Origin of the sequence: Nocardia sp. NPDC004604 (assembly GCF_040609795.1) — a bacterium.
GTDB lineage: Bacteria > Actinomycetota > Actinomycetes > Mycobacteriales > Mycobacteriaceae > Nocardia.
Map to the genome: position 1 here is coordinate 43,743 of NZ_JBEXLC010000037.1, position 21,198 is coordinate 64,940.

General features: G+C 63.7%; 17 protein-coding genes, 1 tRNA gene and 2 pseudogenes. 11 read left to right on the forward strand and 9 right to left on the reverse strand.

Annotated features, from left to right (window positions below):
* Window positions 1-390 precede the first annotated feature (390 nt).
* Complete coding sequence (locus tag ABZW16_RS15890; RefSeq protein ID WP_354956390.1) at window positions 391-1,395, reverse strand: hypothetical protein; 1,005 nt, start codon at window positions 1,393-1,395, stop codon at window positions 391-393.
* Window positions 1,395-2,087, reverse strand: a pseudogene (locus ABZW16_RS15895) (ParA family protein); the annotation flags it as partial. The pseudogene ABZW16_RS15895 and the gene ABZW16_RS15890, both read right to left, overlap by 1 nt.
* 251 nt (window positions 2,088-2,338) lie before the next feature.
* Here ABZW16_RS15895 and ABZW16_RS15900 point away from each other — a divergent pair.
* From ABZW16_RS15900 to ABZW16_RS15910, 3 genes are all read left to right on the forward strand, one after another.
* On the forward strand, window positions 2,339-3,481 hold the full coding sequence (locus tag ABZW16_RS15900; RefSeq protein WP_354956392.1) for an acyl-CoA dehydrogenase family protein: 1,143 nt from the start codon (window positions 2,339-2,341) through the stop codon (window positions 3,479-3,481).
* Window positions 3,482-3,582: 101 nt separating this feature from the next.
* Window positions 3,583-4,452 (forward strand): DUF1542 domain-containing protein, encoded by an 870-nt coding sequence (locus ABZW16_RS15905; RefSeq protein WP_354956423.1) that lies wholly within the window; start codon window positions 3,583-3,585, stop codon window positions 4,450-4,452.
* A gap of 704 nt (window positions 4,453-5,156) precedes the next feature.
* A tRNA-Arg gene (locus ABZW16_RS15910) sits at window positions 5,157-5,229 on the forward strand.
* A 244-nt stretch (window positions 5,230-5,473) separates the two neighbouring features.
* Here the strand turns inward: ABZW16_RS15910 and ABZW16_RS15915 are convergent.
* The 3 genes and pseudogenes from ABZW16_RS15915 to ABZW16_RS15925 all read right to left on the reverse strand — a co-directional run.
* Window positions 5,474-5,617: pseudogene (locus ABZW16_RS15915) on the reverse strand (S1 RNA-binding domain-containing protein); the annotation flags it as partial.
* A gap of 541 nt (window positions 5,618-6,158) precedes the next feature.
* Entirely contained in the window at window positions 6,159-6,554 is a 396-nt protein-coding gene (locus tag ABZW16_RS15920; RefSeq protein WP_354956394.1) for a hypothetical protein, read from the reverse strand.
* Between the two features lie 15 nt (window positions 6,555-6,569).
* The gene (locus ABZW16_RS15925) at window positions 6,570-7,223 is read right to left on the reverse strand and encodes a hypothetical protein (RefSeq protein WP_354956396.1); all 654 of its coding nucleotides are present in this window, start codon (window positions 7,221-7,223) and stop codon (window positions 6,570-6,572) included.
* A 98-nt stretch (window positions 7,224-7,321) separates the two neighbouring features.
* Here ABZW16_RS15925 and ABZW16_RS15930 point away from each other — a divergent pair, with 98 nt between their 5' ends.
* The 7 genes from ABZW16_RS15930 (at window position 7,322) to ABZW16_RS15960 (ending at window position 13,269) form a co-directional block, all read left to right on the forward strand.
* The gene (locus ABZW16_RS15930) at window positions 7,322-7,477 is read left to right on the forward strand and encodes a hypothetical protein (protein ID WP_354956398.1); all 156 of its coding nucleotides are present in this window, start codon (window positions 7,322-7,324) and stop codon (window positions 7,475-7,477) included.
* Between the two features lie 228 nt (window positions 7,478-7,705).
* A complete protein-coding gene (locus ABZW16_RS15935; RefSeq protein WP_354956400.1) occupies window positions 7,706-7,864 on the forward strand; it encodes an IPT/TIG domain-containing protein in 159 nt (52 codons plus the stop codon).
* 892 nt (window positions 7,865-8,756) lie between these two features.
* Window positions 8,757-8,888 (forward strand): keywimysin-related RiPP, encoded by a 132-nt coding sequence (locus ABZW16_RS15940; protein WP_354956402.1) that lies wholly within the window; start codon window positions 8,757-8,759, stop codon window positions 8,886-8,888.
* 134 nt (window positions 8,889-9,022) lie between these two features.
* Window positions 9,023-10,753, forward strand: coding sequence for an asparagine synthase-related protein (locus ABZW16_RS15945; protein WP_354956404.1), 1,731 nt, complete (start codon window positions 9,023-9,025; stop codon window positions 10,751-10,753).
* A 100-nt stretch (window positions 10,754-10,853) separates the two neighbouring features.
* The gene (locus ABZW16_RS15950; RefSeq protein WP_354956425.1) at window positions 10,854-11,042 is read left to right on the forward strand and encodes a PqqD family peptide modification chaperone; all 189 of its coding nucleotides are present in this window, start codon (window positions 10,854-10,856) and stop codon (window positions 11,040-11,042) included.
* An 8-nt stretch (window positions 11,043-11,050) separates the two neighbouring features.
* Window positions 11,051-11,476: a lasso peptide biosynthesis B2 protein gene (locus ABZW16_RS15955; RefSeq protein WP_354956406.1), complete on the forward strand. Its 426-nt coding sequence runs from the start codon at window positions 11,051-11,053 to the stop codon at window positions 11,474-11,476.
* A 2-nt stretch (window positions 11,477-11,478) separates the two neighbouring features.
* Window positions 11,479-13,269: an ABC transporter ATP-binding protein gene (locus ABZW16_RS15960; protein ID WP_354956408.1), complete on the forward strand. Its 1,791-nt coding sequence runs from the start codon at window positions 11,479-11,481 to the stop codon at window positions 13,267-13,269.
* Between the two features lie 159 nt (window positions 13,270-13,428).
* Here the strand turns inward: ABZW16_RS15960 and ABZW16_RS15965 are convergent, their stop codons facing one another.
* The 4 genes from ABZW16_RS15965 to ABZW16_RS15980 form a co-directional block, all read right to left on the reverse strand.
* The gene (locus tag ABZW16_RS15965) at window positions 13,429-14,961 is read right to left on the reverse strand and encodes an alpha/beta fold hydrolase (RefSeq protein WP_354956410.1); all 1,533 of its coding nucleotides are present in this window, start codon (window positions 14,959-14,961) and stop codon (window positions 13,429-13,431) included.
* Window positions 14,962-15,649: 688 nt separating this feature from the next.
* Window positions 15,650-16,870 carry a cytochrome P450 gene (locus tag ABZW16_RS15970; protein WP_354956411.1) on the reverse strand — a complete coding sequence of 407 codons (1,221 nt, stop codon included), beginning with the start codon at window positions 16,868-16,870 and terminating at the stop codon, window positions 15,650-15,652.
* Window positions 16,871-16,890: 20 nt separating this feature from the next.
* On the reverse strand, window positions 16,891-17,085 hold the full coding sequence (locus ABZW16_RS15975; RefSeq protein WP_354956413.1) for a ferredoxin: 195 nt from the start codon (window positions 17,083-17,085) through the stop codon (window positions 16,891-16,893).
* 273 nt (window positions 17,086-17,358) lie between these two features.
* The gene (locus ABZW16_RS15980; RefSeq protein ID WP_354956415.1) at window positions 17,359-18,000 is read right to left on the reverse strand and encodes a DUF4097 family beta strand repeat-containing protein; all 642 of its coding nucleotides are present in this window, start codon (window positions 17,998-18,000) and stop codon (window positions 17,359-17,361) included.
* Between the two features lie 304 nt (window positions 18,001-18,304).
* On the opposite strand from ABZW16_RS15980, the gene ABZW16_RS15985 reads away from it, so the two are divergent.
* On the forward strand, window positions 18,305-21,145 hold the full coding sequence (locus tag ABZW16_RS15985) for a BTAD domain-containing putative transcriptional regulator (protein ID WP_354956417.1): 2,841 nt from the start codon (window positions 18,305-18,307) through the stop codon (window positions 21,143-21,145).
* The last annotated feature ends 53 nt before the right edge of the window (window positions 21,146-21,198 follow it).

The window sequence follows — 21,198 nt, forward strand, 5'->3', positions numbered from 1 at the left end:
CGGCCTGTCCTCCCAGCAGTGTCGCGGCAATGGCCGCGCCTGCGATGACCCCTGCGCCGACGACCCATGGGAGTGCGCGCCGCAGGAAGCGGGAATATCGACCCTCCGAAGATGATGCCATGATCCGGTCCTCCGATCCTCGTATCGAAGGCCCTGGCTGGCCGTGCAACGCCGCACTACATCGGCGTGTAGGACTTCACCAAGACCTCGAATTGATTCGAAAACCATCACGGTGATCTGTAGTCCAGTGGATCCGAGCGTCTATATTTCGACAGTTCTAGCGAATTGCAAGGCGCAACACACGATATCGCGATAACAAAATCATAACTAATCGAAAATGCCCCGTCACGCAACTGCTTTCGCGACGGGGCATTTTCGACAAGCGGTCACTCACGCGGTGATCTGTTCCTCGATCTGTCTGGCGAGAGTTCGTAGTTTCGCGGCGAATTCACGCGCCGCCACCGGATCATTGTTCGAGCCCTTGACAACTCGTCGCGTCAGCGCGGCGAATCGCGATTCCACGGCCGCGAACAGATCGACGGCCCGCTGGTTCGACCGGTCCCGCAGCTCCCCGCGCAACCATGCCTGCAGCAGCGCGACCACCTCGGCCTTGTCGAACTGCTCCGGCAGCAATGCGACGGCCTCCCGGAGCTTGCCCGCGGTGACCTTCACATCATCGGTGCCCGCGATCGTCGTATACACCGTGACCGCGGCATCCTCACCGTGCTGGACCGCGACCGGCAGCAACTCGCGGACCTGTCCCTCATTGATGGCCGGTGCGACCGGATGCAGTTTCGCGGCGAGCGGCCAGGCCCGAATCAGCTTGTGCGCATATGACCGTTGCATATCCCAGCGCTGCTCGACGTACTCATCGAAGGTCGCGTGCCGATCGCGGTACAGGCGACCGTCCCGCACGATCTGGAGCGCCCGTCCGGCGGTCCAGAAGGCGACGCGCAGACCATCGATGGACGATTCGCAGGCCGTCAACTGTGCCTGCTCACGAGCGTCGAGCGGACCCGCCAGCTCGGCCCCGCTCGGCACGGGCAGCGGCATCGTCAGCACATCGGCATCGGCGACCCGTGCGGTTGCGTCGGCGAGCGGGACCGTCGCAGCCGGAATCGGTGCGGTTGCGTTCGCGACCCGTGCGGTTGCGTCGGCGAGCGGGACCGTCGCAGCCGGAATCGGTGCGGTTGCGTTCGCGACCCGTGCGGTTGCGTTCGCGGGCGGGGCGATCACATCCAGGGATGCCGCACTCAGCGCGCCCGTGCGCCACTCGGCGTCGCGCAGCGGCGAAACCGGCGGCGTGTGTTCGGCGCTGTCCGCCAACGGATTCGCGCCACCGATCGAGCCCTTACCGACGGATCCGATGGAACCCTTTCTACGCTGCGGAGGCATCAGGCAGGCACCTCCACCGCGACCCCATACGGACTGACCAACTCGTCTCCTACCTGGAGATACTCCCCCAGGTCCACGATCGGATTCTCGGCACCCTCGCCGACCTCGCCGTCGGCCGCCTCCCGATACCATTTCCATGCGCTCAAATAGGACTCGAATACGTCGTAGCCCGCATCCTCCAGATTTCTGCGCTGCGTGCGATATTCGGTCGAGACGTTCACGCCGTTCTTCATCGTCACCGGCACCTTGGTCATCAGCACGCGCACCCTGATCTCGCGACCGCTATCCATCGCGGCCTCCTCCGCGGCCTTGTACGTACTCGGCACCCGCTTCACTTCCGAGGGACTCACGCTGGTCAACAGGATCAGCTCATCGCTCTGCGGAATGGCGGCCTTGAATATCTCGGCCGACTCACCTCCGGCATCGACGATGATCACGTCGTACGTCCCGGAATTGTCGGTAATACAGTCGTTGACGTGCCGGGACGGGAAGGCGATCAACTCGAATGGCACCTCGATACCGCCCCGGACCAGCCGCCGATACCAGGAATATCCGGTCTGACTGAGCGGGTCGGCGTCGATCACCAGCACGCGCAATTCATGGATCTGTGCGAAATATGCGGCCAAGAAAAACGCTGATGTGGTCTTTCCGACGCCGCCTTTGAGATTCCCCAGCGTTATGACCAGGGGTTCGGGTAGCTCCAGTGACGCAACAGAATTCTTCATGGACAGTCCTCCGAGGGTGAGGAGTGCAACCGTAGCGACTGCTTGCACGTCGCTCGAAATTGTCAGCTGTGCGGGGCCAGTTTCGCACAGCGGAGAGCAATTACCGCTGATTGCGGACGCGCCATTTATCGGCGTCGAGTCCGATGCGATGCCGTGTCCAATTGGACACAGGCGACCACCCTGTTGCGACCCGGCATCGACCGGGTAGAACAGGCGACATGCCTGTTGACCGGATGCTGCCGACCCCAGAGGCCCGCGACCTGATCGAGCTCACGCGCGATATCGCCGACAAGGTGCTCGAGCCGCGTGTAGTCGAGTCCGAGAGGACCGGGACCTTCCCCGACGGCGTCTTTCCCGCCCTCGGCGCGGCCGGGCTGCTGAGTCTGCCGTATCCGGAGGAATTCGGCGGCGGTGATCAGCCCTACGAGGTGTATCTGCAGGTGCTCGAGGAGTTGGCGAGCCGCTGGGCCGCAGTCGCCGTCGCCGTCAGCGTGCACAGCCTGTCCTGCCATCCGCTATTCACCTTCGGCACCGATGCGCAGAAGCAGCGCTGGCTCGCCACCATGCTCTCCGGCGAAACCATCGGTGCTTATAGCCTTTCCGAGCCGCACGCCGGATCCGATGCGGCCGCGCTGCGCTGCCGGGCCGCCGCGGTCGAGGGCGGGTATCGGATCAATGGATCGAAGGCATGGATCACCAATGGCGGCCGCGCCGACTTCTACACGCTCTTCGCCAGGACCGGCGAGGGCTCGCGCGGAATCTCGTGCTTCCTGGTCCCCGCCGACACCGAAGGCCTGAGTTTCGGCAAGCCGGAAGAGAAAATGGGCCTGCGCGGCATCCCGACCACCACCGCCGCCTATGACGACGCCTTTTTACCCACTGAAAACCTGATAGGCGTTGAGGGACAAGGACTTTCGATCGCTTTCAGTGCTTTGGACTCGGGCCGGCTCGGCATCGCCGCGGTCGCGACGGGTCTCGCCCAGCGCGCCCTCGACGATGCCGTCGCCTATGCCAAGGAACGAGAGGCCTTCGGCCGCCACATCATCGATCACCAGGGCCTCGGTTTCGTGCTCGCCGATATGGCCGCGGCGGTGGATTCGGCGCGCGCGACCTACCTCGACGCCGCCCGCCGTCGCGATGCCGGGCTGCCCTACTCGCGCCAGGCCAGTGTCGCCAAGCTGATCGCCACCGACGCCGCGATGAAGGTCACCACCGACGCGGTACAGGTGTTCGGCGGTTACGGCTACACCCAGGACTTCCCGGTGGAGCGCTATATGCGCGAGGCGAAGGTTATGCAGATCTTCGAGGGCACCAATCAGATCCAACGCCTGGTCATCGCACGCCAGCTCGCCGGACAATAGAGACGGCGGCTCTTCCCGCCGCCGAGCTCAGCCGAGTCTCAGCAAGTCCCCAGTAAACTGGGGGCGACCTGAGACCGAGGATGAAAGGGGCGCGAGCGGTGTTGTGGCTACTGATCGGCGTTGTCATTCTGCTCGCGGCGGCCTATGTCGTCTTCCTGACGCAGCAGACCAAACAGCGCGCGGTGCGGGAATTCGACGACGCGGCCGCCGACGCCAGGCAGATGATCGAGCGACTCGCGGGCCAGGTGTACAACCTCAACGGCACCAGCGAGGCGGCAAAGCAGGCACTCGCGGACGCCTCGGAACGGCATATCGCGGCCGGATCGCAGATCGAGCAGGCGCGCACGCCCGCCCAGGCGCGGCTGGCCAAGCAGACCGCAGCCGAGGGCATGTACTACATCCGGGCGGCGCGCATCGCGATGGGCATGGATCCCGGTCCGGTGATTCCAGCACTGGACGGCCAGGACACCGCGGGGCGGGTCACCGAGAACCGGGTCGTCGAATACGACGGCCGCCAGGTCGCCGCCTCACCCAACCCCTCGGCGGAGACACCGAATTACTATCCGGGCGGCCGGGTCGCGGGGCGGCCGGTGCCCGCGGGCTGGTACTCCGAACCATGGTGGCGGCCCGCATTGATCGCCGGCGCATGGGGCTTGGGTTCGGCGCTGCTGTTCTCGTCGCTGTTCTCCGGAATGTCCGGGGTGGGGTATGACGTGCAGGGCTTCGAAAGCGGTTATGGCGAGGGGTATCAGGACGGGCTCGATGCGGCCAGCGGGGATCAGGGGTACGACTCGGGTGATCAGGGCGGATACTCCGGCGATCAGGGCGGATACTCCGGCGATCAAGGTGGGTACTACGGCGATCAAGGTGGATACGACTCGGGTGGCGGCGGGTTCGATGGTGGGGGTTTCGATGGGGGTGGATTCGATGGCGGCGGGTTCGACGGGGGTGGGTTCGACGGCGGGTTCTGACCACCCGGCTGAGCACAGGCCGGTCTTACCGGAATAGCCCTCCCCTCAGACGCAACTCTTAACCACCGAGCTTATTGTCTGAGACAGATCGTCTTGGTTTCCTTGATCCACTACGGATACGGTTCCGCCTTCGATCTTCCGGGCACGGACAAGTCGGCCACCAAGGTCACCGCCCTGGAGCCAGGCTTCCACTTCCTTTGCTACGCAAGGTTTTTCGGCCGAAGCATTCCGAAGCGCCACAGCCCGGCGGCAAATTCGTCAATACGGATATCGTGCCCCGCCAACGAGAAATACTGCACAGTAATAACTTTCACGTATTGCACGGCAGAAGCCGACCTCACGCCATGGCCGACGCCTAGCGGAGTTCGGCTCCGCACCAAAGGCGACCGTCGGATCGACAGCTCCGGAGTCGAACGCTCGACACGCCATACCGACCCGTCGCGACTCGAGCCACCGCCCCCGGAGAGTCATCGCCACCCCGAGCCGAGCCTCCAACTTGCGTCATTGCATACCCAGAAACCCGCCCAAACAGACCACGCCGCAAAAACAGTCTCAGACAATCCCTCCACCTCGATCAACGCCAATCCGACGTCGACCAGATGACGCCCCCATCACGATCCCCGCCAAATCGATGCGGCCCCTACGCACCCGACCCGGTAGACTCCCCGAAGTCCCGGTAGGCGCCCCCGGCACCCACCAGATCAGCCCTCGTAGCTCAGGGGATAGAGCACCGCTCTCCTAAAGCGGGTGTCGCAGGTTCGAATCCTGCCGAGGGCACTTACCTGCGACAGTCGTTTCCGCAGGCCAGGGCAATTTCCGGCGTCGCAGGTTCGAATCCTCTGAGGGCGCTAATGCCGTTAACCTGCCCTTTCACCCACCTGAGTTCAGTTCGGCGAGCGCCATCACCACGTGAGCCATCACATCACCCGGTTGTCAGTGACTCACTCGCTGCTCGTACGGGTCGGGCACGGTAGGGCCGAGGAGCTGTGGTTTGTCAGCGTTTCCGGCCAGTACGGCTCTCGGCCTTCAGTTTGAGCGAGACACGCTCTCTGTCGAGATCGACGTTGAGGACGGTCACTGTCACGTTGTCGCCGACGTTGACGACCTCGGTGAGGTGCCCAGGACGCCGCGCGGACAGCTGCGAGATGTGGATCAACCCGGTGATGGCATCTCCTAGTTGCCCGAACCACCGGGACCCACCGCTCGTAGAAGTGCAGAAGCCAAGTCCGACTAGAGGTATCGGTCGAAGTCGCCGACAAGTATGAACAGCAGTACGCGGGATAGCCAACCTGACCGCGTCAATGGGACCGATTGACCACCGGCGCAGATCTTATGGGCACAGACGTCACCGGCGCGGATCTCACCAATGCGAAGCTCCCGCATATCGACGAACACGTTGACGTGAAGTGGTCGGTCGCAACCCGATGGGGACGGGCTATAGACGAAATTCAGACGCGCTCGGTCGAGCTGAGCGAGGGGGCCTACCTCTTGAATCGAACCACCGGCCGACGGCGCGGTGCTCTTGTCGACCGCTGACCTTCTACCGTCAACGCGTGTTCCAACTCAACCAATATGATGCTGGGCCAAGTCGGTGACCTGCGGTACATCAGATTGATTGAGCCGGAACAGGATCAGCGTCTCAATCAATCTGATGCCAGGAAACGGATCCGCGCAGGCATGCCCGCCGCCGAGCAGCGGCCGGAGGGTCAGTGTTCGAAGTAGTCTTCAGTACTAACGTGCGGATTCGGTTCTGATTGAAGGGGACCTTGAACAGGCCGATCGCGCACAGGCTCTGTCCTGGTTTTGAACAGTGTGGCGAGCAGTACCAGGGTTGTCACGATCACGATGTGCGCGGTAAGCATCACCAGCAGGGGGAGGGCGAAGCCCTCGTCGGTGAGAATGCCGTGGTCTCCTACACAGTAGAGGGTGTAGTTGGTGGAGGTGCCTTCGGAGTCGCGGAAGGTGTCGGAGACGACCATGGGTTCGGTGGCCGGGGATGAACAGAACAGGGGCGCGGTGAGTTTCGCTTCGCCAGGCCAGATGGCGACGGGCACGACGATGCTGAAGGCACCGACGAGGAGGCCGGTCGAGAGGCTTGTCACTACACGGGGCATCGGCTATACCTGCTGGGCTTGGAGGAAGACGCCGGTGCGGTCGAATTCGGCGACCACCTCCGAGCGGGCAGAGACCACGTTGGCGACGATGCGGATGTCGCGGCCGAAGCGGCTCACCACGATGGCGGTGACCTGTCCGTCGGGGATTTCGCTGCGCGTGCGGGCGGTATCGACTATGTCTTCGATACGCGAGAGGCCGGGCACCTCGCTTATCGTGAAGTTCTCGCCGTCCAGGTCGTCGGAGGAGGAAACCCGCACGGGGCGTGGGGCACTCAGGTCGCCGAGGGTGAAGGTGTAGTCGTCCAGCACGCGGGACAGACCGGGCGGCCGGACGCGCAGGCGGACGGTGGGTTCGCGGGCGGTGAAATCGCTTCCGGCGAGGAAGTTGGTCACCTGGGCAGGCTGGTTGTTCAGGACGAGCCGGAACTGGGTGGAGTTCGGTGCCGTGAGGAGGATAACGTTCACATCCGGGTCGCTGGCGTCGATGCGCTGGGCCAGCGCGGCGATCGCGGCCTGCGGCAGGGCGCTCACCAATCCGCCGCCGCGTGTTCGAATCTTGTCCTCGAAATCCGCGCGGTCCACCGCCCCGATACATCCGCTGGTACTGCCGAGCACGGCCAGGCACACCAGGACACGGAACCAGTTGCCACGGTGCATGTCCCGAATGCTATGCGTTGCAAACCGATTGCGCTGGGTCGCTCCTCGGCTTCGGCCCGTGCCGCTGTGGCCAATTTCGTGTGGGCCTCGGAATATGCTTGGGCTGCAACACTTTCCCAGCCGGTGCCGGTGAGTCCCGCTACCATGTCGTCGATGTCGTCAAGGTGATCACTGATAAATCCGGCCAGGGCGGACAGCCTGGCGACGATCTGGTCCAGGTGGTCGACATCGACGGTGATCCACGTGGGTGGTGAAGTTGGTCGTGACCGTCGCCAACGGACACTGCGCGATCGGCAGCACTCGACGTACAACCGCAGCCCGGACGGGCCATCAACGCTGTCTGGTGACAGTCCACGGACGCAGTACCACTCGGACATAGGAGTAGAAGACTCGGTTACTGATCCCACCCGCAGTGGGCTGTGCCGTCGCGGTTCCCGTCCCCGTAGAGGCGAGCACAATAACCTGGGTCGCCAGGGTATGTGGTGCGCTCGGGTGCCGGAACGACGACGGCGATCTCGTTCTCCGTCGACTCCGCTACGCAGATCACGGCCGTATCCCCGGCCGAGCCGGCGGGGACGATGCTGATCACCGTAACGACCGCAGGCGGAACCAGTAACGGAATCTCCTACACCTACGCCTGACAACGAAGAGTGGCTGGGCCGCCGGTGGGCAATGCCTCCCGGCGGCCCAGTTGCGTCGCGGGATGCGGCCTCGATGCGTAATAGGCTGAGGCCGTTGCTGTTTCGGATGTACCCGATTGCGGGGACCGCACCGTTGTCGGACGGGGCGGTTCCGTCCGGCTCGACGCTTCGCAACGCTGGCTGAGGCATGTCGTGGGCCTCGCCACACCGGCCGGACCTGGTGAGAGTTGTCCGGGCTCGCGGCGGCCAGTTAGGAGGGGCCAGAGTGGCGCTGACGAGGGCGGCGACCAGCTGGTGTGGGCCGGTGAGAACGAGCTGTTCGGTGACGGCGCGGTTGAGCGGATTCCACTCGGTGACAACGGTTGCGCGCGTTCGAGTTTCCCAATTCTCGTGGGCGGCCAACTTCGCGCTACTACTGCAGCAGGCGAGCGCCGACCCCGAGTCCCGTTGTGCACACTCGAGATTGACTTTCTGGGTCGACTACTTGACGGGCTGCACACTACGGCGCAAGATGGTGATCGGGGACGGGGAGCAATCGCCAGGCGGCACGGGGGATGGTTCGCAAAATTGCCCGAAATAACCGCGTTGGGGGCAGCTGTACGTCCGGAACGACGACCAAATGTTTGTTCGGACTCGGTACGGGGGTTGATCAGTAGAGTTGACAAAGCCGGCACGACATTTCCTGTGTCAACAAGCACATCGGCCAGAAGTCTATCTATCTCCGATATTTGCCGATCCAGCATTTAGTCGACGAACACGTCCAGCCGCGACGATATTTGCTTCGACAACATAGATTTGTCTATTTCATTTCATTCTTCTGAACCGGTGCAGACCCGGCTCAGGATGAGAGCGCCTCCCAGGCGGAGCGCGAGTAGAGAAAGGAAAGGAAAAGATGGAAGAGAACTCGGAAAAGAAGGCGTACGAGAAGCCGGTCGTTGCCAAGTGCGGGGACTTTCGAACACTTACCGGAGGGGTTTTCACGACGGAATCCGACTTGCTGGTCGGACGTCGCGGAATGATTTGATTCGGCAGCATAAGCGAGCTCGAATCACAGGAGGTTAACAGATGACTGGCGATGCTCGGACGGGATTCGTCGTACTCCCCGATAATGAGGGAGGAGCGAGCATCGCCAGGCGTCTTCTCCCGTGGGGACAAGTGTTGGCCGAGCACGCTTCGGAACGGCCGATGATTGTTGGAAATTGCCGAGACCGGCCCATCCTGTACAAGGTTGGGCGCGCGGCGCGAGTAGTGATACTCGGACACGCTCTGATCGACGAAGACGCGGTTCTCGAGTATGCGATGTCGATTGATTCGGCAGCCCGATGGCGAGTCGTTCTCGACGCGATCGATGGATGCTTTCACTCTGTCGTCAATGTGAATGGCGACATCTATGTGAATGGTTCCATATACGGGTCTCGCAGCCTGTACCGATCTCGAGTGGACGGTATCGACATTGCTGCTGACACGGTGCACGCCCTGCAGCACCTTGTCGGCGGAGGGCTCGATGTCGGCGCCCTCGCCGCGCATCTGCTCGAGCCGATACCCCATCACCTTGCACAACGTCCGTTGCTCGATGGAATTGAGCCGATGTCCCCAGGCTCCGGGTTGATCATCACGCCGAGGGGGACGTCCCGGTCGGTCCGGGACAGGACAGACACGACATTGGTTCGGGACCTCGATGAAGGGGCGCATGAGGTCCGGAGCCGGCTTGTGGGTGCGGTATCGGCTCGCACAGCAGCGGGTGGCACGGTTACTTCCGAGCTTTCCGGCGGTTACGACTCGACATCGATAAGCTTCATAGCCGCGAGGGGACCGGCAAAGATCAAGCTGCTGACCGCGCGCGGACGCGATTCTGCCAATGAGGACCTCGGGTGGGCTTTGCGCGCGGCAGAGCACCTGCCAGAAGTGGAACACACGATTCTCCCGGATTCCGAGTTACCTTTTACATATGCCGGGCTGGAGGATGGGCCGACCTGGTTGAACGAGCCGTCACCGCTGATCGTCGGCAGAAGTCGGGTCGGTGCGCTCGCAAGATTGGCGTCGAATTTCGGTCCCAGTGTGCATCTGACCGGCCACGGGGGTGACCACATCTTCAGTGGTTTACCCACCCGCTATCGCGATCTGCTGTGGCATCGTCCGTTCACCGCATGGCGGGGGTTGCGGGGCTTTGGGGCCCTTGGCGGATGGCGATTGCGAGACCTGTTGTACGACGCTGTTGAGCCGACCGGTTTCCATTCGTGGTGGAAGAAGAACTCCAGGCCGGTGGTGGGCGTGCCAGAAAAGCGTAAACCTATGTTGGGCTGGGCAATTCTTCCATCCGTGCCGGTGTGGGCGACAGAAACCGCTAGAAAGGCAATCAGCGAAGGCATCTTCTGGATGGCATCCGCTACTGAACCGCTGGCAGCCGAGCGCGGATGTCATGTTGAACTGGAGACTGTCATTGAGGGCGCCAGAACGGTGGCGGTCTTGAATCGGATGTCGTTGGCTGCGGGTGGACCACCTTTGGCGGCACCCTACTTCGACGACAGAGTGATCTCCGCTTCCTTGTCGGTGGCCGTTCAGCACCGGGTCAGCGCGTGGACATACAAGCCCCTGCTCAGAGCATCGGTACGCGGGATCGTTCCTGATGTGGTTTTGCAACGGCAGACGAAGGACGACGGCTCTCATGATGTCGAGATCGGATTGCGAAAGCATCGCGACGAACTCGTGGCGCTATGGGAAGGATCGCGGCTCGGCGACATCGGCCTCATCGATTCGAAGAAACTGAAGCAGTTGTGCGCGAATCCCAGTTCGTTCGAATTGGAGGAGGGAACGATGTATACAACGATCGCATGCGAGCTCTGGCTGCGAGACCTGGAGCGAAATTTCGTCGAACCGCGGAATCAATAGTGCAGGAAAAACATGAGGGAACAGAAGGAACATGGATACCGTGACACTGAGACCCGGCTTGTCTTTCGTACGAACCGAGTACGGGGGTGTGATTCTAGATATGCAGCGAGGCGACTATTGGCGGCTGAATCCGGTAGCGGCGGAAGTGTTTTCATCGCTTGTCCTGGATAGCGGCGCCGATCCCATTGCGGCAGTCCTCGATCAGTTCGATGTCGATGCAGCTACCGTACGGCGTGACATAAAAGAACTCTTGGACCACCTTCGGGATGTCGGATTGGTGCTCGCGTGAGTTATCATATGGCCCTCGGGACCGAATTCGAGGCGGACGGACGCAGGGGGGAACGATTTTCCGCGAGGTGGGCTGTTCGAGCCGCGAGGATCGTTGTCATGTTGCCACCACGGCGAATCGAGTGGTCCTTGAAGCAATTGAACCGAGGAAGTCATCCGGCTTCTTTCGAAGATGCCGAAAGATGGAGACGGCAGGTAGTGGAAGTCAGCCCCGATGCCGCCGGAAGATACGGGTGTCTGATGCGGTCTGTGGCAACCACCCTCTTGAGCCGAAGATATGGCGCGTGGACGACGTGGTGTGTCGGCGTTCGCACAGAACTGCCGTTCGCAGCGCACGCATGGGTCGAAGCAGACGGCAAGCTCGTCGGTGAGGCGGGAGATATGACTACATTCAGCCGACTGATCGTGGTCGGCCGGCATGCGAAAAGTGGGTGAAGATGTCAGCTGACAACGGCGACGCTCGGCAGCACGATTCGTGGCTGCGCAGAGTCGGGGCTCTGCTCAGGTTGATCGCACCACATCGAAATTCCTTGTTGGCAGCAACGGCACTTCTTCTCGTGGGTACCGGATTGTCATTGGTGCAACCACTGCTGGCCGGACAGGTCATTCGGGATGCGATTTCGGGTGCGGCAATCATATGGTCCCTTACCGCGTTGATAGGCGCCTATCTCCTGCATGCCGTAACCGACACCAGCGGACTCTACATCCTCGAGCGATCCAGTGAGTCCGTGCTTTTGTCTGTGCGCAATCGCTTGGCCGGACATCTGCTGAGGTTGAGAATTCCCACACTCGAATCGCTCAGGGTTGGGGACTTGATTTCACGCGTGACACTCGATTCGACGGTGGTTCGGAACGCCGTCGGGACCAGCCTCGTTCAAATATTGACCGGGTCGATCACGCTCATTGGAACCGTCGCGGTGATGATATACCTCGATTGGCTGCTGTTCTCGATCGTTATTGTTACCGTTGGTGCTGCCGCGGGTGCGATGTTGCTGGTTATGACGAGAATCGAGGTAGCCTCGACTCGATTGCAAGAGAGCGTCGGCGCACTTTCTGCAGACATTGAACGCGCGCTCACCGGCGTGCGTACGGTCAAAGTCAACAATGCCGAGGACCGTGAGCACGAGCGCTTGATCGAGGTGGCCGGTGCAGCGTTCTCCGCCGGCGTGCGCACCGCCAGATTGAAAGCATTGGGAAATCCGGCAATGCACCTGGCGGTGACCGGTTCGTTCGTTGTTTCCCTGCTGGTCGGTGGCGTTCGGGTGGCGAATCACCAGATGGAGTTGAGCAGCCTGGTGTCGATGATGCTCCTCGCGATGAATTTGCTGATTCCGGTCGGCGATCTCTTCAATGGCTCCGTCGGGCTTCAGAAAGCCCTGGGTGCGCTCAGCCGGATAGAGTCGACACTCGAATTGCCTGCCGAGGACGTCGACGACATCCAGCATAGCGATATCAAACCAGATGGTAGATCGACGAGCGCAACGATCGAAAAGTCTGCGGAAAATGGGCATCTCGCACTGGAGTTCCGGGACGTGCATTTCTCGTACGATGAGCGGACAATTCTCAACGGTGTGACTTTTTCGGTTCCCGCACGCGGACACGTAGCCTTGGTCGGACATTCGGGTGCGGGAAAATCTACGGTGTTCTCATTGGTGAGCAGGTTCTACAATCCGGACAACGGTGACATTCTATTGGGAGGTCGGTCTTACGTCGATCGGCCGCGCCGGGCATGGCGCTCGGAGATCAGCCTGCTGGAACAGAATGCGCCCCTGTTGTTCGGCAGCCTTCGAGACAATTTGACATACCGGGAGCCGGGCCTCGCTGATGACGACCTGCAGCGCGCAATACAGCTCGCCGGTCTGGCAGATCTTGTCGCACGACTGCCTCGTGGCCTCGACACTTCAGTGGGTGAGCACGGCATTCTGCTCTCGGGCGGCGAGCGACAACGGGTGGCGTTGGCACGCGCCTTGATACGACGTCCGGTGCTGATGATGCTGGATGAGCCCACGGCCATGCTGGACACCGAGACCGAGAAGGCATTGAACGTGACCATCCAGGCAGTTCGAAAAGAGTGCGCGCTGTTGGTCATTGCCCATCGCCTGTCCACGATCCGCGAAGCGGAGATCGTCATGTTCCTCAAGGACGGGAGGATCGTCGACAGCGGCCCACACGACGAATTGGTTGCCCGGAACGAGGACTACCAGCAGCTTGTTGGCGCAACTTTGTGAATCGCCCGATGTGTAGGAGCGCATCGCCGGCGTGACGCAGATCGAGATGCCGTTCCTGGGAGTGCTTGGTGTCCGGGTCGGTGTTCTTCCCGGATGTGCGGCGGGAGTTGCCACGGTAGGTGCGGCTTCTGTTGACGAGGACGATCACCGACCATGCGGTCAGTCGAACGGGGCTTTGTCGATGCCGCAGCTGGTACCGGCCGGGGGCAGTTGCCCGGACGTCAGGTACTCCCGCTTGACCTGTTCGGCGCAGGTGCTCGCGACGTACATGCTGCTGTGGCCCGCGCCCTCGATCACGACCACCTGGGCGCTGGCAAGTTCGGCGGCGCCCGTGACCGCGCCGGACAGCGGTGTGGCCGGATCGAACCTGCTGTTGAGGACCAGAATCGGGGCCGCGGTCGAGCGATTCCACGGGCCGGTGTACCGGTCGGCGTCGTGGCCATGCCAGAAGGCGCAGACGGTGGTGTCGAAAACGCCGACTCGTCCGAAGTGTGGTACCCGCAGGTCCTCTGCGATGGCCGCGCGGCTATAGACGGCGGGATCGGTGGGCACGGCACTGTCACTGCATTGGATCGTGTAATACGCCTCGGTGCGGTTGCCCAGATACGAGGCCTCAGCAATCGCTTGCAGGCCAGCGAGAGCCGGAAGGCTGGTGCCCGAATCGAATAGCGACTGCAACAGGGTGGCGAGGTCCGGGTAGGTCGACGGCTGCGAAAGCGCGCTGGCCGCACCGATGATCGCCGAATAGGTCCAGGTCTGACCCGCCACCTTGATGGGCGCCAGCCGCGCCCGCTGGGTGAGCACCGTCCATTTCAGTCGCGGATCGCCCGCACCGAATGCGCAGCGTGGACCGGCTACCGCGCACTGCCGGAGGAATTCGTCGAAGGTGTCCGCGATACCGGCGGCCACATTCTGTCTGGTGTCCAATGGGACTGTCGTGCCCTGTCCGTCATGGCCGTTGACATTGCCCTCGAAGTCCAGCGACCCGTCGAACACCATCGCCCGCACTCGGCTGGGGAACATGTTCGCGTAGCTCGCACCGAGTTGGGTGCCGTAGGAAATTCCGTGGTAGGTGAGTTGCGGATCGCCGACCGCGCGGCGCAGCAACTCCAGATCGCGCGCGGTATTTGCGGTGGACGCGTGATTCAGGATCGGCCCGGCGTTGCGTTCGCAGCGGTTGGCGAATTCCTCGGCGTACGCGAAGTACTCGGCTTCGCCGCTGGCATCGGTGGGCATTTCCGGGCTGGAGCCGAGGAAGGCGAGTTGTTCGTCCGTGTTCGGGAAGCAGCGGGTCGCCGAGCTGCGCGCCACCGACCGCGAATCCCAGGCCACGAGGTCGAAGCGCGACCGCAGCTCATCGGAGAACAACCACGGCCAGCGAGCCCGCTCCCGGAGCCGGTCGACGCCGGATGGGCCGGGGCCGCCGAAATTGACGAACAAGGTACCGATGCGCCGGCTCGGATCAGCGGCCGGCAGCTTGATCACCGCAAGGTCGATGTGGTCGCCATCGAGCTGGTGGTAGTCCAGCGGCACTCGCGCGGCGGTGCACTGAAAGCCGTCCTGACACTCGGACCAGTGCAGTTCCGGTGTCGGCGCGGCCTCGGCGAGACCATCGAGATAGGGGTCGACGCCGTCGGTGGCCGCGGCGGGCGTGCCGAGCGCGGCGGCACTGCAGACAAGTGCGAGTACCACAGCGCTGATTCGACGAGAACCGTCACGCCGCAGTCGCGAAACCAATGGAGCCTCCTGTGCGTAGATCAACGAACCCCGGGCCCCGCGGGATCGGTGAAAGAAGCTGTTCCCGAGTCGCAATCGACTGGTGAGAGCATCCCGATCGCCGAGCGGCGCCGCTGATATCTATTAGAGATACAGCCAAATGTCAACTGCGGTAACGAATCCAGATGAAGCTATGCTTCTGTATATCCTTGCCGAGGCGATCCGCGTCTCCTGGTCGGTGGCCGCGATCGCTGTCCCGAATCCAACACCAGCATGCGCCCGCCGGACAGCCGAACCGGAAATGGCGCACGACATCGTTGCCGACCAGCCTCGCTGCGCTACGAACTCACCGCGGTCTCGCCGAGTCGGCCGAGGACATGTGGTGGTAATCCTGAGAACTGCCACTGAACGTGACTTCGAAAATCACTGAAGCGTCTTCGAGAACCGACAGTGGAGCTACCCCCGCGGTGCGTTGCCGATGATGCGGTGGATGGTGGAGCGGCCGACGCAACCTCTCGGTTTCAGCGCAAACGCTCAGCCGAGGAAATCGGCCGTCCACCAGTCAGCCTGCTGCGGTGTCGATGTCGTCGCAGCCTGGGCTGATACCGCTAGCCCGGTGGTCACCGCGGGTGCCGAGGTAGCTTTTCCGGTATCCGCCTGGGTATTACCGAGGCGTTTCGGTCCAGGTGACCGGCAGCTCGTGGACGCCGTAGATATTCATGTCGGTCTTGAGTTTCACCTCGGCGGCGGGAATGGCGAGCTCGAGGGTCGGGAAGCGACGCAGGAGTCCGGCGAAACCGGCGCGCATCTCGATGCGGGCCAATTGCTGGCCGAGGCATTGGTGCACGCCGTGGCCGAAGGACGTGTGACCGCGGGCCGTGCGGTGGAGATCCAGGGTGTCGGGGTTGTCGAAGCGCTGGGGGTCGCGGTTGGCGGCCAGCAGTGAGACAACGACGGTCGATCCCTTGCCGATCGTTTCGCCGCCGAGTTCGATGTCCTCCGTGGCGTAGCGATAGAAGATGTCGGCAACGGACAGGTAGCGCATCAGTTCCTCGACGGCATCGGGTAGCAGACCCGGGTCGGCGCGCAGTTCGGCGAGTTGCTCCGGATGCTCGAGGAGCGCGAAGGTGCCCAGCGCCAGCGTGTTGGCGGTGGTCTCATGGCCCGCGAGCAGCAGCATGAAGGCGATGCCGATCAACTCCTCCATGCTGAGGTCGTCATCGCGGGCCAGATCGGACAGTATGTCCTCGCCGGGTTCGGCGCGCTTGCGGGTGACCAGTTCGGCCAGGTACGTGGTCATCGCGCCGTACGCGGCCATCTTCTCTTCCAGCGACTGGTCCCTGACCAGGAACTTGGCCGAGTTGACCTGGAAGGTCTCCCGGTCGGCGTAGGGGACACCGAGCAGTTCGCAGATCACCAGCGAGGGCACGGGCAGCGTGAACTCTTTGACCAGGTCGACCGGCGGGGTGCAGCGCGCCAGCTCGTCCAGCTGCCGTTCGACGATGTCGCTGATGTGCTCTTCGAGCTGTTTCACACGTCTGACGGTGAAGGCGCCGGTGAGCTTGCGCCGCAGCCGGGTGTGGTCCGGCGGGTCCATGGCGACGAACAAGCCCGGCACCTGTGGGGACGGCTCGTTAGAGCTGGGCATACCGGGAGTCTCGTATGGCACGTGGACAACGCCGAGGTCCTGGCGGGAGCTGAACCGGGTATCGGCCATGAGCTTGCGGGCCGCGTCGTAGCCGGTGACGAGCCAGCCCTGGTGACCATCGGGAAAGACCATGGGGCTGACCGGTCGAGCCTCGCGCAGCCGAGTGATCTCGGCGGGCGGGTCGAAGGGGCCAGCATCGCGCTCCATGGGAAGGCCGTGCGGAATGGGGTGATTCATTGAATTTCCTTTCGTAGCCCTTATCGGACGACGGTGATCGCGCCGGACGGACACAGCTGGACGGCCTCGCGCACGGCCGACTCCCGCTCGGGCGCGGGGGTGGACTCCAGCGCCACCACCCGGCCGTCCTCGATGTCCTGGTCGAACACTTCGGGGGCGGTCAGTGCGCACATACCGGCGCTGATGCAGCGCTCGCGGTCAACCCTGATTTCCATTGGTTCCCCTTCTTCCCGCATGACCGGGAGGGAGCGCGCCGTAGCCGAGCGCTTCGGTGCGCAGTTCGATGACATCGGGGATCGCCTTGTCCCCGTACGTCTTTCGCGGCCCGAAGGCCGCCATTTCTGAATCGACCTGACACCGAGCCTACGCCGTGTTCTACCTGTTGGAGGTCCGATCTTGTTTCGGCTCTTAGTATTTCGCGTACCAGACGATCTCGGACCTCCCCGGTCGCCGAAACCCCATGACCCGTGCTGACGGATCCCGCGGCGTCAGGCGGCGGCGTGGCGGATGATGATGTTGCCGTAAGAGTTTCGCGCGTAGACCTGCACGATGTCGTCGGCGTCCCCGGAGCGGGCGACGGGTTCCATCAGGTTCTGCACGGTGCCGCTCAAGGCATTGGTTTCCACCCGCGCCGCGCTGCCCGGGCGGATACCCACCTCCAGTTCGCCCATGGAGGTCTCCAGCCGCAGCACGCCGCGCGAGGCTTCGCCGATGCGGATATCGCCCTTGGCGACTTTCGCGGTCACCGCACCGCGCGTGCGATCGAGGACGATGTCACCGGCGGAGACCTCCACCTCGCAGTCGCCGAGTTCGCCGGTGCTCAGCACACGACCCACACCTGCGGTGGCCTTCAGGCGGGAGCCGGTGGGCACCTCGATGGTCACCTCGATCGACGGGTTGCCGCCGAACGGGGTGTAGGTCCGCCAGTCCTTCGGCGTCTGCACGGTCAGGGTGCCGCCGACGAATTCGACCCGGGTGTCCTCGGCGGCGCGGACATCGCCCTTCTTGGACGCATCGGCCGGGCGGACCTCGACGACGGTGTCGGTACGGTCGGAGGCGATAACGGTGACGTTGCCGGAAAGCACCTCGACGGCGACGGCGATCGGTTCCAGGGTCTTGAATGCGGGCATGGCTGGCTCCTTCAGTGGGTGAAGCGGTTGGTATGTGAACCGGGAGGCATTCCGTGGTCCGGAAGCCGCACTCGCTGTGCTGTTCACACGGATTACTTTCGCCAGAGCGGCTGATATCGAGCTGACGCCGAGCTGACACGTCCACCGACACGATGTTTGCCCTGGTCACAGCTGGTTTAGGTGACGAACGGGCAGGCATTGAACCCGCCTGCCCGGCAACTTGTTTCGCCTGGGGCCGCGGAGCAGTTGTCCTCCGAGGGCGGGCGATCCGGCGACCGCTGATCATCCACGGCAGAATGGTCCGGTGCAGATCGGGGTACTAGGACCGCTGGAGATCCGAGTAGATGACGGCGGATTGATCGAGATATCTGGTTCTCGGCTGCGGGCGTTATTGATCGCCCTCGCGCTCGAACCCGGTCGCGCGGTCCCGAAAACGCAGCTGGTCGACTGGATTTGGGGTGAGCAGCCGCCCTCCGACTCGGCGAATGCCTTGCAGGCGCTGGTCTCCCGGCTGCGCAGGGCGCTGCCGGACGGATCGCTCGATGTGCAGGCTGGTGGATACCGGCTGGCGGTGCAACCCCAGGCGGTCGACGCCGTACGGTTCGAACAGCTTCTCGACCAGGCCCGCGGCGGTACGGACCTGCAACGGGCCCCGCTGTTGCGCGATGCCCTCGCATTGTGGCGCGGTGCGCCCATGCACGACGTCGAGGTACGGGAAAGCGCGGCCGTCGACGCGCTGGTCACCCGGTTCGAGGGGCTGCACCTCGCCGCCTTGGAGGACCGATACGAAGCGGAGATCCGCCTCGGCCGGGGTCCGGAACTGGTCGCCGAGCTGACCGAGGAGGTGGCCCGGAATCCGGTGCGGGAACGGCTCGTCGCCGCGCTGATGCGGGCACTGGCCGCCGCGGGTCGCGGTGCCGAGGCATTGACCGTGTATCAGCGGGCGCGCGAAGCCCTCGCCGACGAGCTGGGCGTGGACCCCGCACCGGAGCTGTCCGCACTGCACGTTGCACTGCTGCGCGGTGAAGTGGGTGCGCGGGAGGAAGACCGCACGACGAACCTGCGGGCCGAGTTGACCAGATTCGTCGGCAAGCATGCCGACATTGCCGCGGTGCGCGCACTCCTGGCCGACCATCGGCTCACCACATTGACCGGACCCGGCGGCTCCGGAAAAACCCGGCTGGCCCTGGAAACCGCGCGGACTCTGCTCGACGACCTACCGGACGGGGCCTGGCTGGTGGAACTGGCGTCCGCCGACGCGAGTGGTGACGTAGCGCAGGCGGCGCTCGCCGCGCTCGGGCTCCGGGATGCGCTGCTCGGCGGCGCACCGAATGCGGAACCGATGGAGCGGCTCATCGCGGCGATCCGCGAGCGCGAAACGCTGTTGATCCTGGACAACTGTGAGCACGTGATCGAGTCGGCGGCGGCGTTCGCCCACCGAGTGCTCGGGGAGTGTCGGCGGCTGCGGATTCTTGCGACGAGCCGGGAACCGCTCGGGATTACGGGTGAGGCGTTATGGCAGGTCGAGCCGTTGGCGTTGCCCGGCGAAGGCGCGAACCCGGACGAGATCGAGTCCTCCCCGGCCGTTCAGCTGCTCCGGGACCGAGCCGGTGCGGTGCGCCAGGATCTCCCCGCCGATGCCCACACCCTGTCCACCATGGCGCGCGTCTGCCGGGCGCTCGATGGCATACCGCTGGCGATCGAATTGGCGGCGGCCAGATTGCGCACGATGTCCCTCGATCAGCTCGCCAACCGCCTCGATGATCGGTTCCGCCTGCTGACCGGCGGCAGCCGCACCGCGATACCGCAGCACCGGACGCTGCGCGCGGTGGTCGACTGGAGCTGGGAACTGCTCACCGACGCCGAACGGATGGTCCTGCGCAGGCTCGCGGTGTTCTCCGGCGGCGCGAGTCTGGATGCGGCCGAACAGGTTTGCGCGGGCACGGGGGGTGGGACCAACACGGTGGTCGAGCAGTGGGAGGTGCTCGAGCTGCTGACCGCGCTGACCGAGAAGTCGCTGCTGCTCATCGCGGCGGACGACGGGCCGCGCTATCGGATGCTCGACACGATCAGGCAGTACGCCCGCGACCGGCTCGTGGAGGCGGACGAAGCGGATTCGGCGCGTCGAGCGCATCTCGCATACTTCACCGGACTCGCCGCGACCGCGGAGCCGTATCTGCGCCGGGCCGAGCAATTGGAGTGGCTGGCCACGCTCGAGGCCGAGCACGACAACATCGCGGTGGCGATGCGTGGTGCGCTCGCGGCCGACGACGCGACCGGGGCGATACAGCTCGCGGCGGCCGCTGGCTGGTACTGGTGGCTCGGCGGGCACAAGGCCGAGGGCACGGAGCTTGTCATGGCGGCCGCCGACCTGCCCGGCGAGGTGGACGATGCGACCCGGGCCACGGTGTACGGGCTGGTTGTGCACTTCCTGAGTTCCGGGCGCAATGACGAGCATCAGGTGGCGGAATGGATCCGCAAGGCGTACCAGCTCAGCCGGGGCATCCAGGGCCATCATCCGGCGCTGAGTTTCGTTGTCGCGCTGGAACGCATGTTGCGGGGGCCGGACGAGTATCTGCCCGCGTTCGAATCGCTGCTGACCGACGACAACCCCTGGGTGCGTGCGCTGGCCAGGCTGCAGCTGGGCAAGATGCGGATCATGCTCGGCCAGGACGGGCAAGAGGCGGACGCGTATCTGGAGACGGCGCTCGCCGAGTTCCGGGCCGTCGGTGAGCGCTGGGGGATCTCGTTCGCGCTGACCGAGTTGGCGGATCGCATGGCCACCCGCGGTGAATTCGCTAGTGCGTGTGAGCTTTTCGAGCAGGCGATCGCGGTGGTCACCGAGGTCGGCGCGATCGAGGATGTGGTCCGGATGCGGGCGCGGCAGGCTCAGTTGTATTGGCTGCTGGGCGATCCGGAGGCGAGCGCGGCCGCGGTGGCCGAGGCGCAGCGCGGCGCGGATCAGGCGGCCTGGCCTAATGCGCTGGCCGAGGTGGCCCTGGCGAAGGCGGAGCTGGCCCGTTGGAGCGGCGACACCGAGCAGGCATACCGGCATATCGACGTCGCGACGAACATGCTGGGCAAAGGCGCGGAGCAGCCGCACATAATAATAGTAGCTAAATCACCACTTGGCGCTAACCAATGACCGAATACTGCGATAATACCAATAACTAAGGATCCGACGAATTCTGGAATAAA

What these genes read in the sequence shown, in the direction of transcription:
- ABZW16_RS15950 (WP_354956425.1), top strand. Translation starts at nt 10,854, where the DNA reads ATGCAGCGAGGCGACTATTGGCGGCTGAATCCGGTAGCGGCGGAAGTG.
- ABZW16_RS15955 (WP_354956406.1), top strand. Translation starts at nt 11,051, where the DNA reads ATGGCCCTCGGGACCGAATTCGAGGCGGACGGACGCAGGGGGGAACGA.
- ABZW16_RS15980 (WP_354956415.1), bottom strand. Translation starts at nt 18,000, where the DNA reads ATGCCCGCATTCAAGACCCTGGAACCGATCGCCGTCGCCGTCGAGGTG.
- ABZW16_RS15890 (WP_354956390.1), bottom strand. Translation starts at nt 1,395, where the DNA reads ATGCCTCCGCAGCGTAGAAAGGGTTCCATCGGATCCGTCGGTAAGGGC.
- ABZW16_RS15970 (WP_354956411.1), bottom strand. Translation starts at nt 16,870, where the DNA reads ATGAATCACCCCATTCCGCACGGCCTTCCCATGGAGCGCGATGCTGGC.
- ABZW16_RS15960 (WP_354956408.1), top strand. Translation starts at nt 11,479, where the DNA reads ATGTCAGCTGACAACGGCGACGCTCGGCAGCACGATTCGTGGCTGCGC.
- ABZW16_RS15975 (WP_354956413.1), bottom strand. Translation starts at nt 17,085, where the DNA reads ATGGAAATCAGGGTTGACCGCGAGCGCTGCATCAGCGCCGGTATGTGC.
- ABZW16_RS15900 (WP_354956392.1), top strand. Translation starts at nt 2,339, where the DNA reads ATGCCTGTTGACCGGATGCTGCCGACCCCAGAGGCCCGCGACCTGATC.
- ABZW16_RS15925 (WP_354956396.1), bottom strand. Translation starts at nt 7,223, where the DNA reads ATGCACCGTGGCAACTGGTTCCGTGTCCTGGTGTGCCTGGCCGTGCTC.
- ABZW16_RS15940 (WP_354956402.1), top strand. Translation starts at nt 8,757, where the DNA reads ATGGAAGAGAACTCGGAAAAGAAGGCGTACGAGAAGCCGGTCGTTGCC.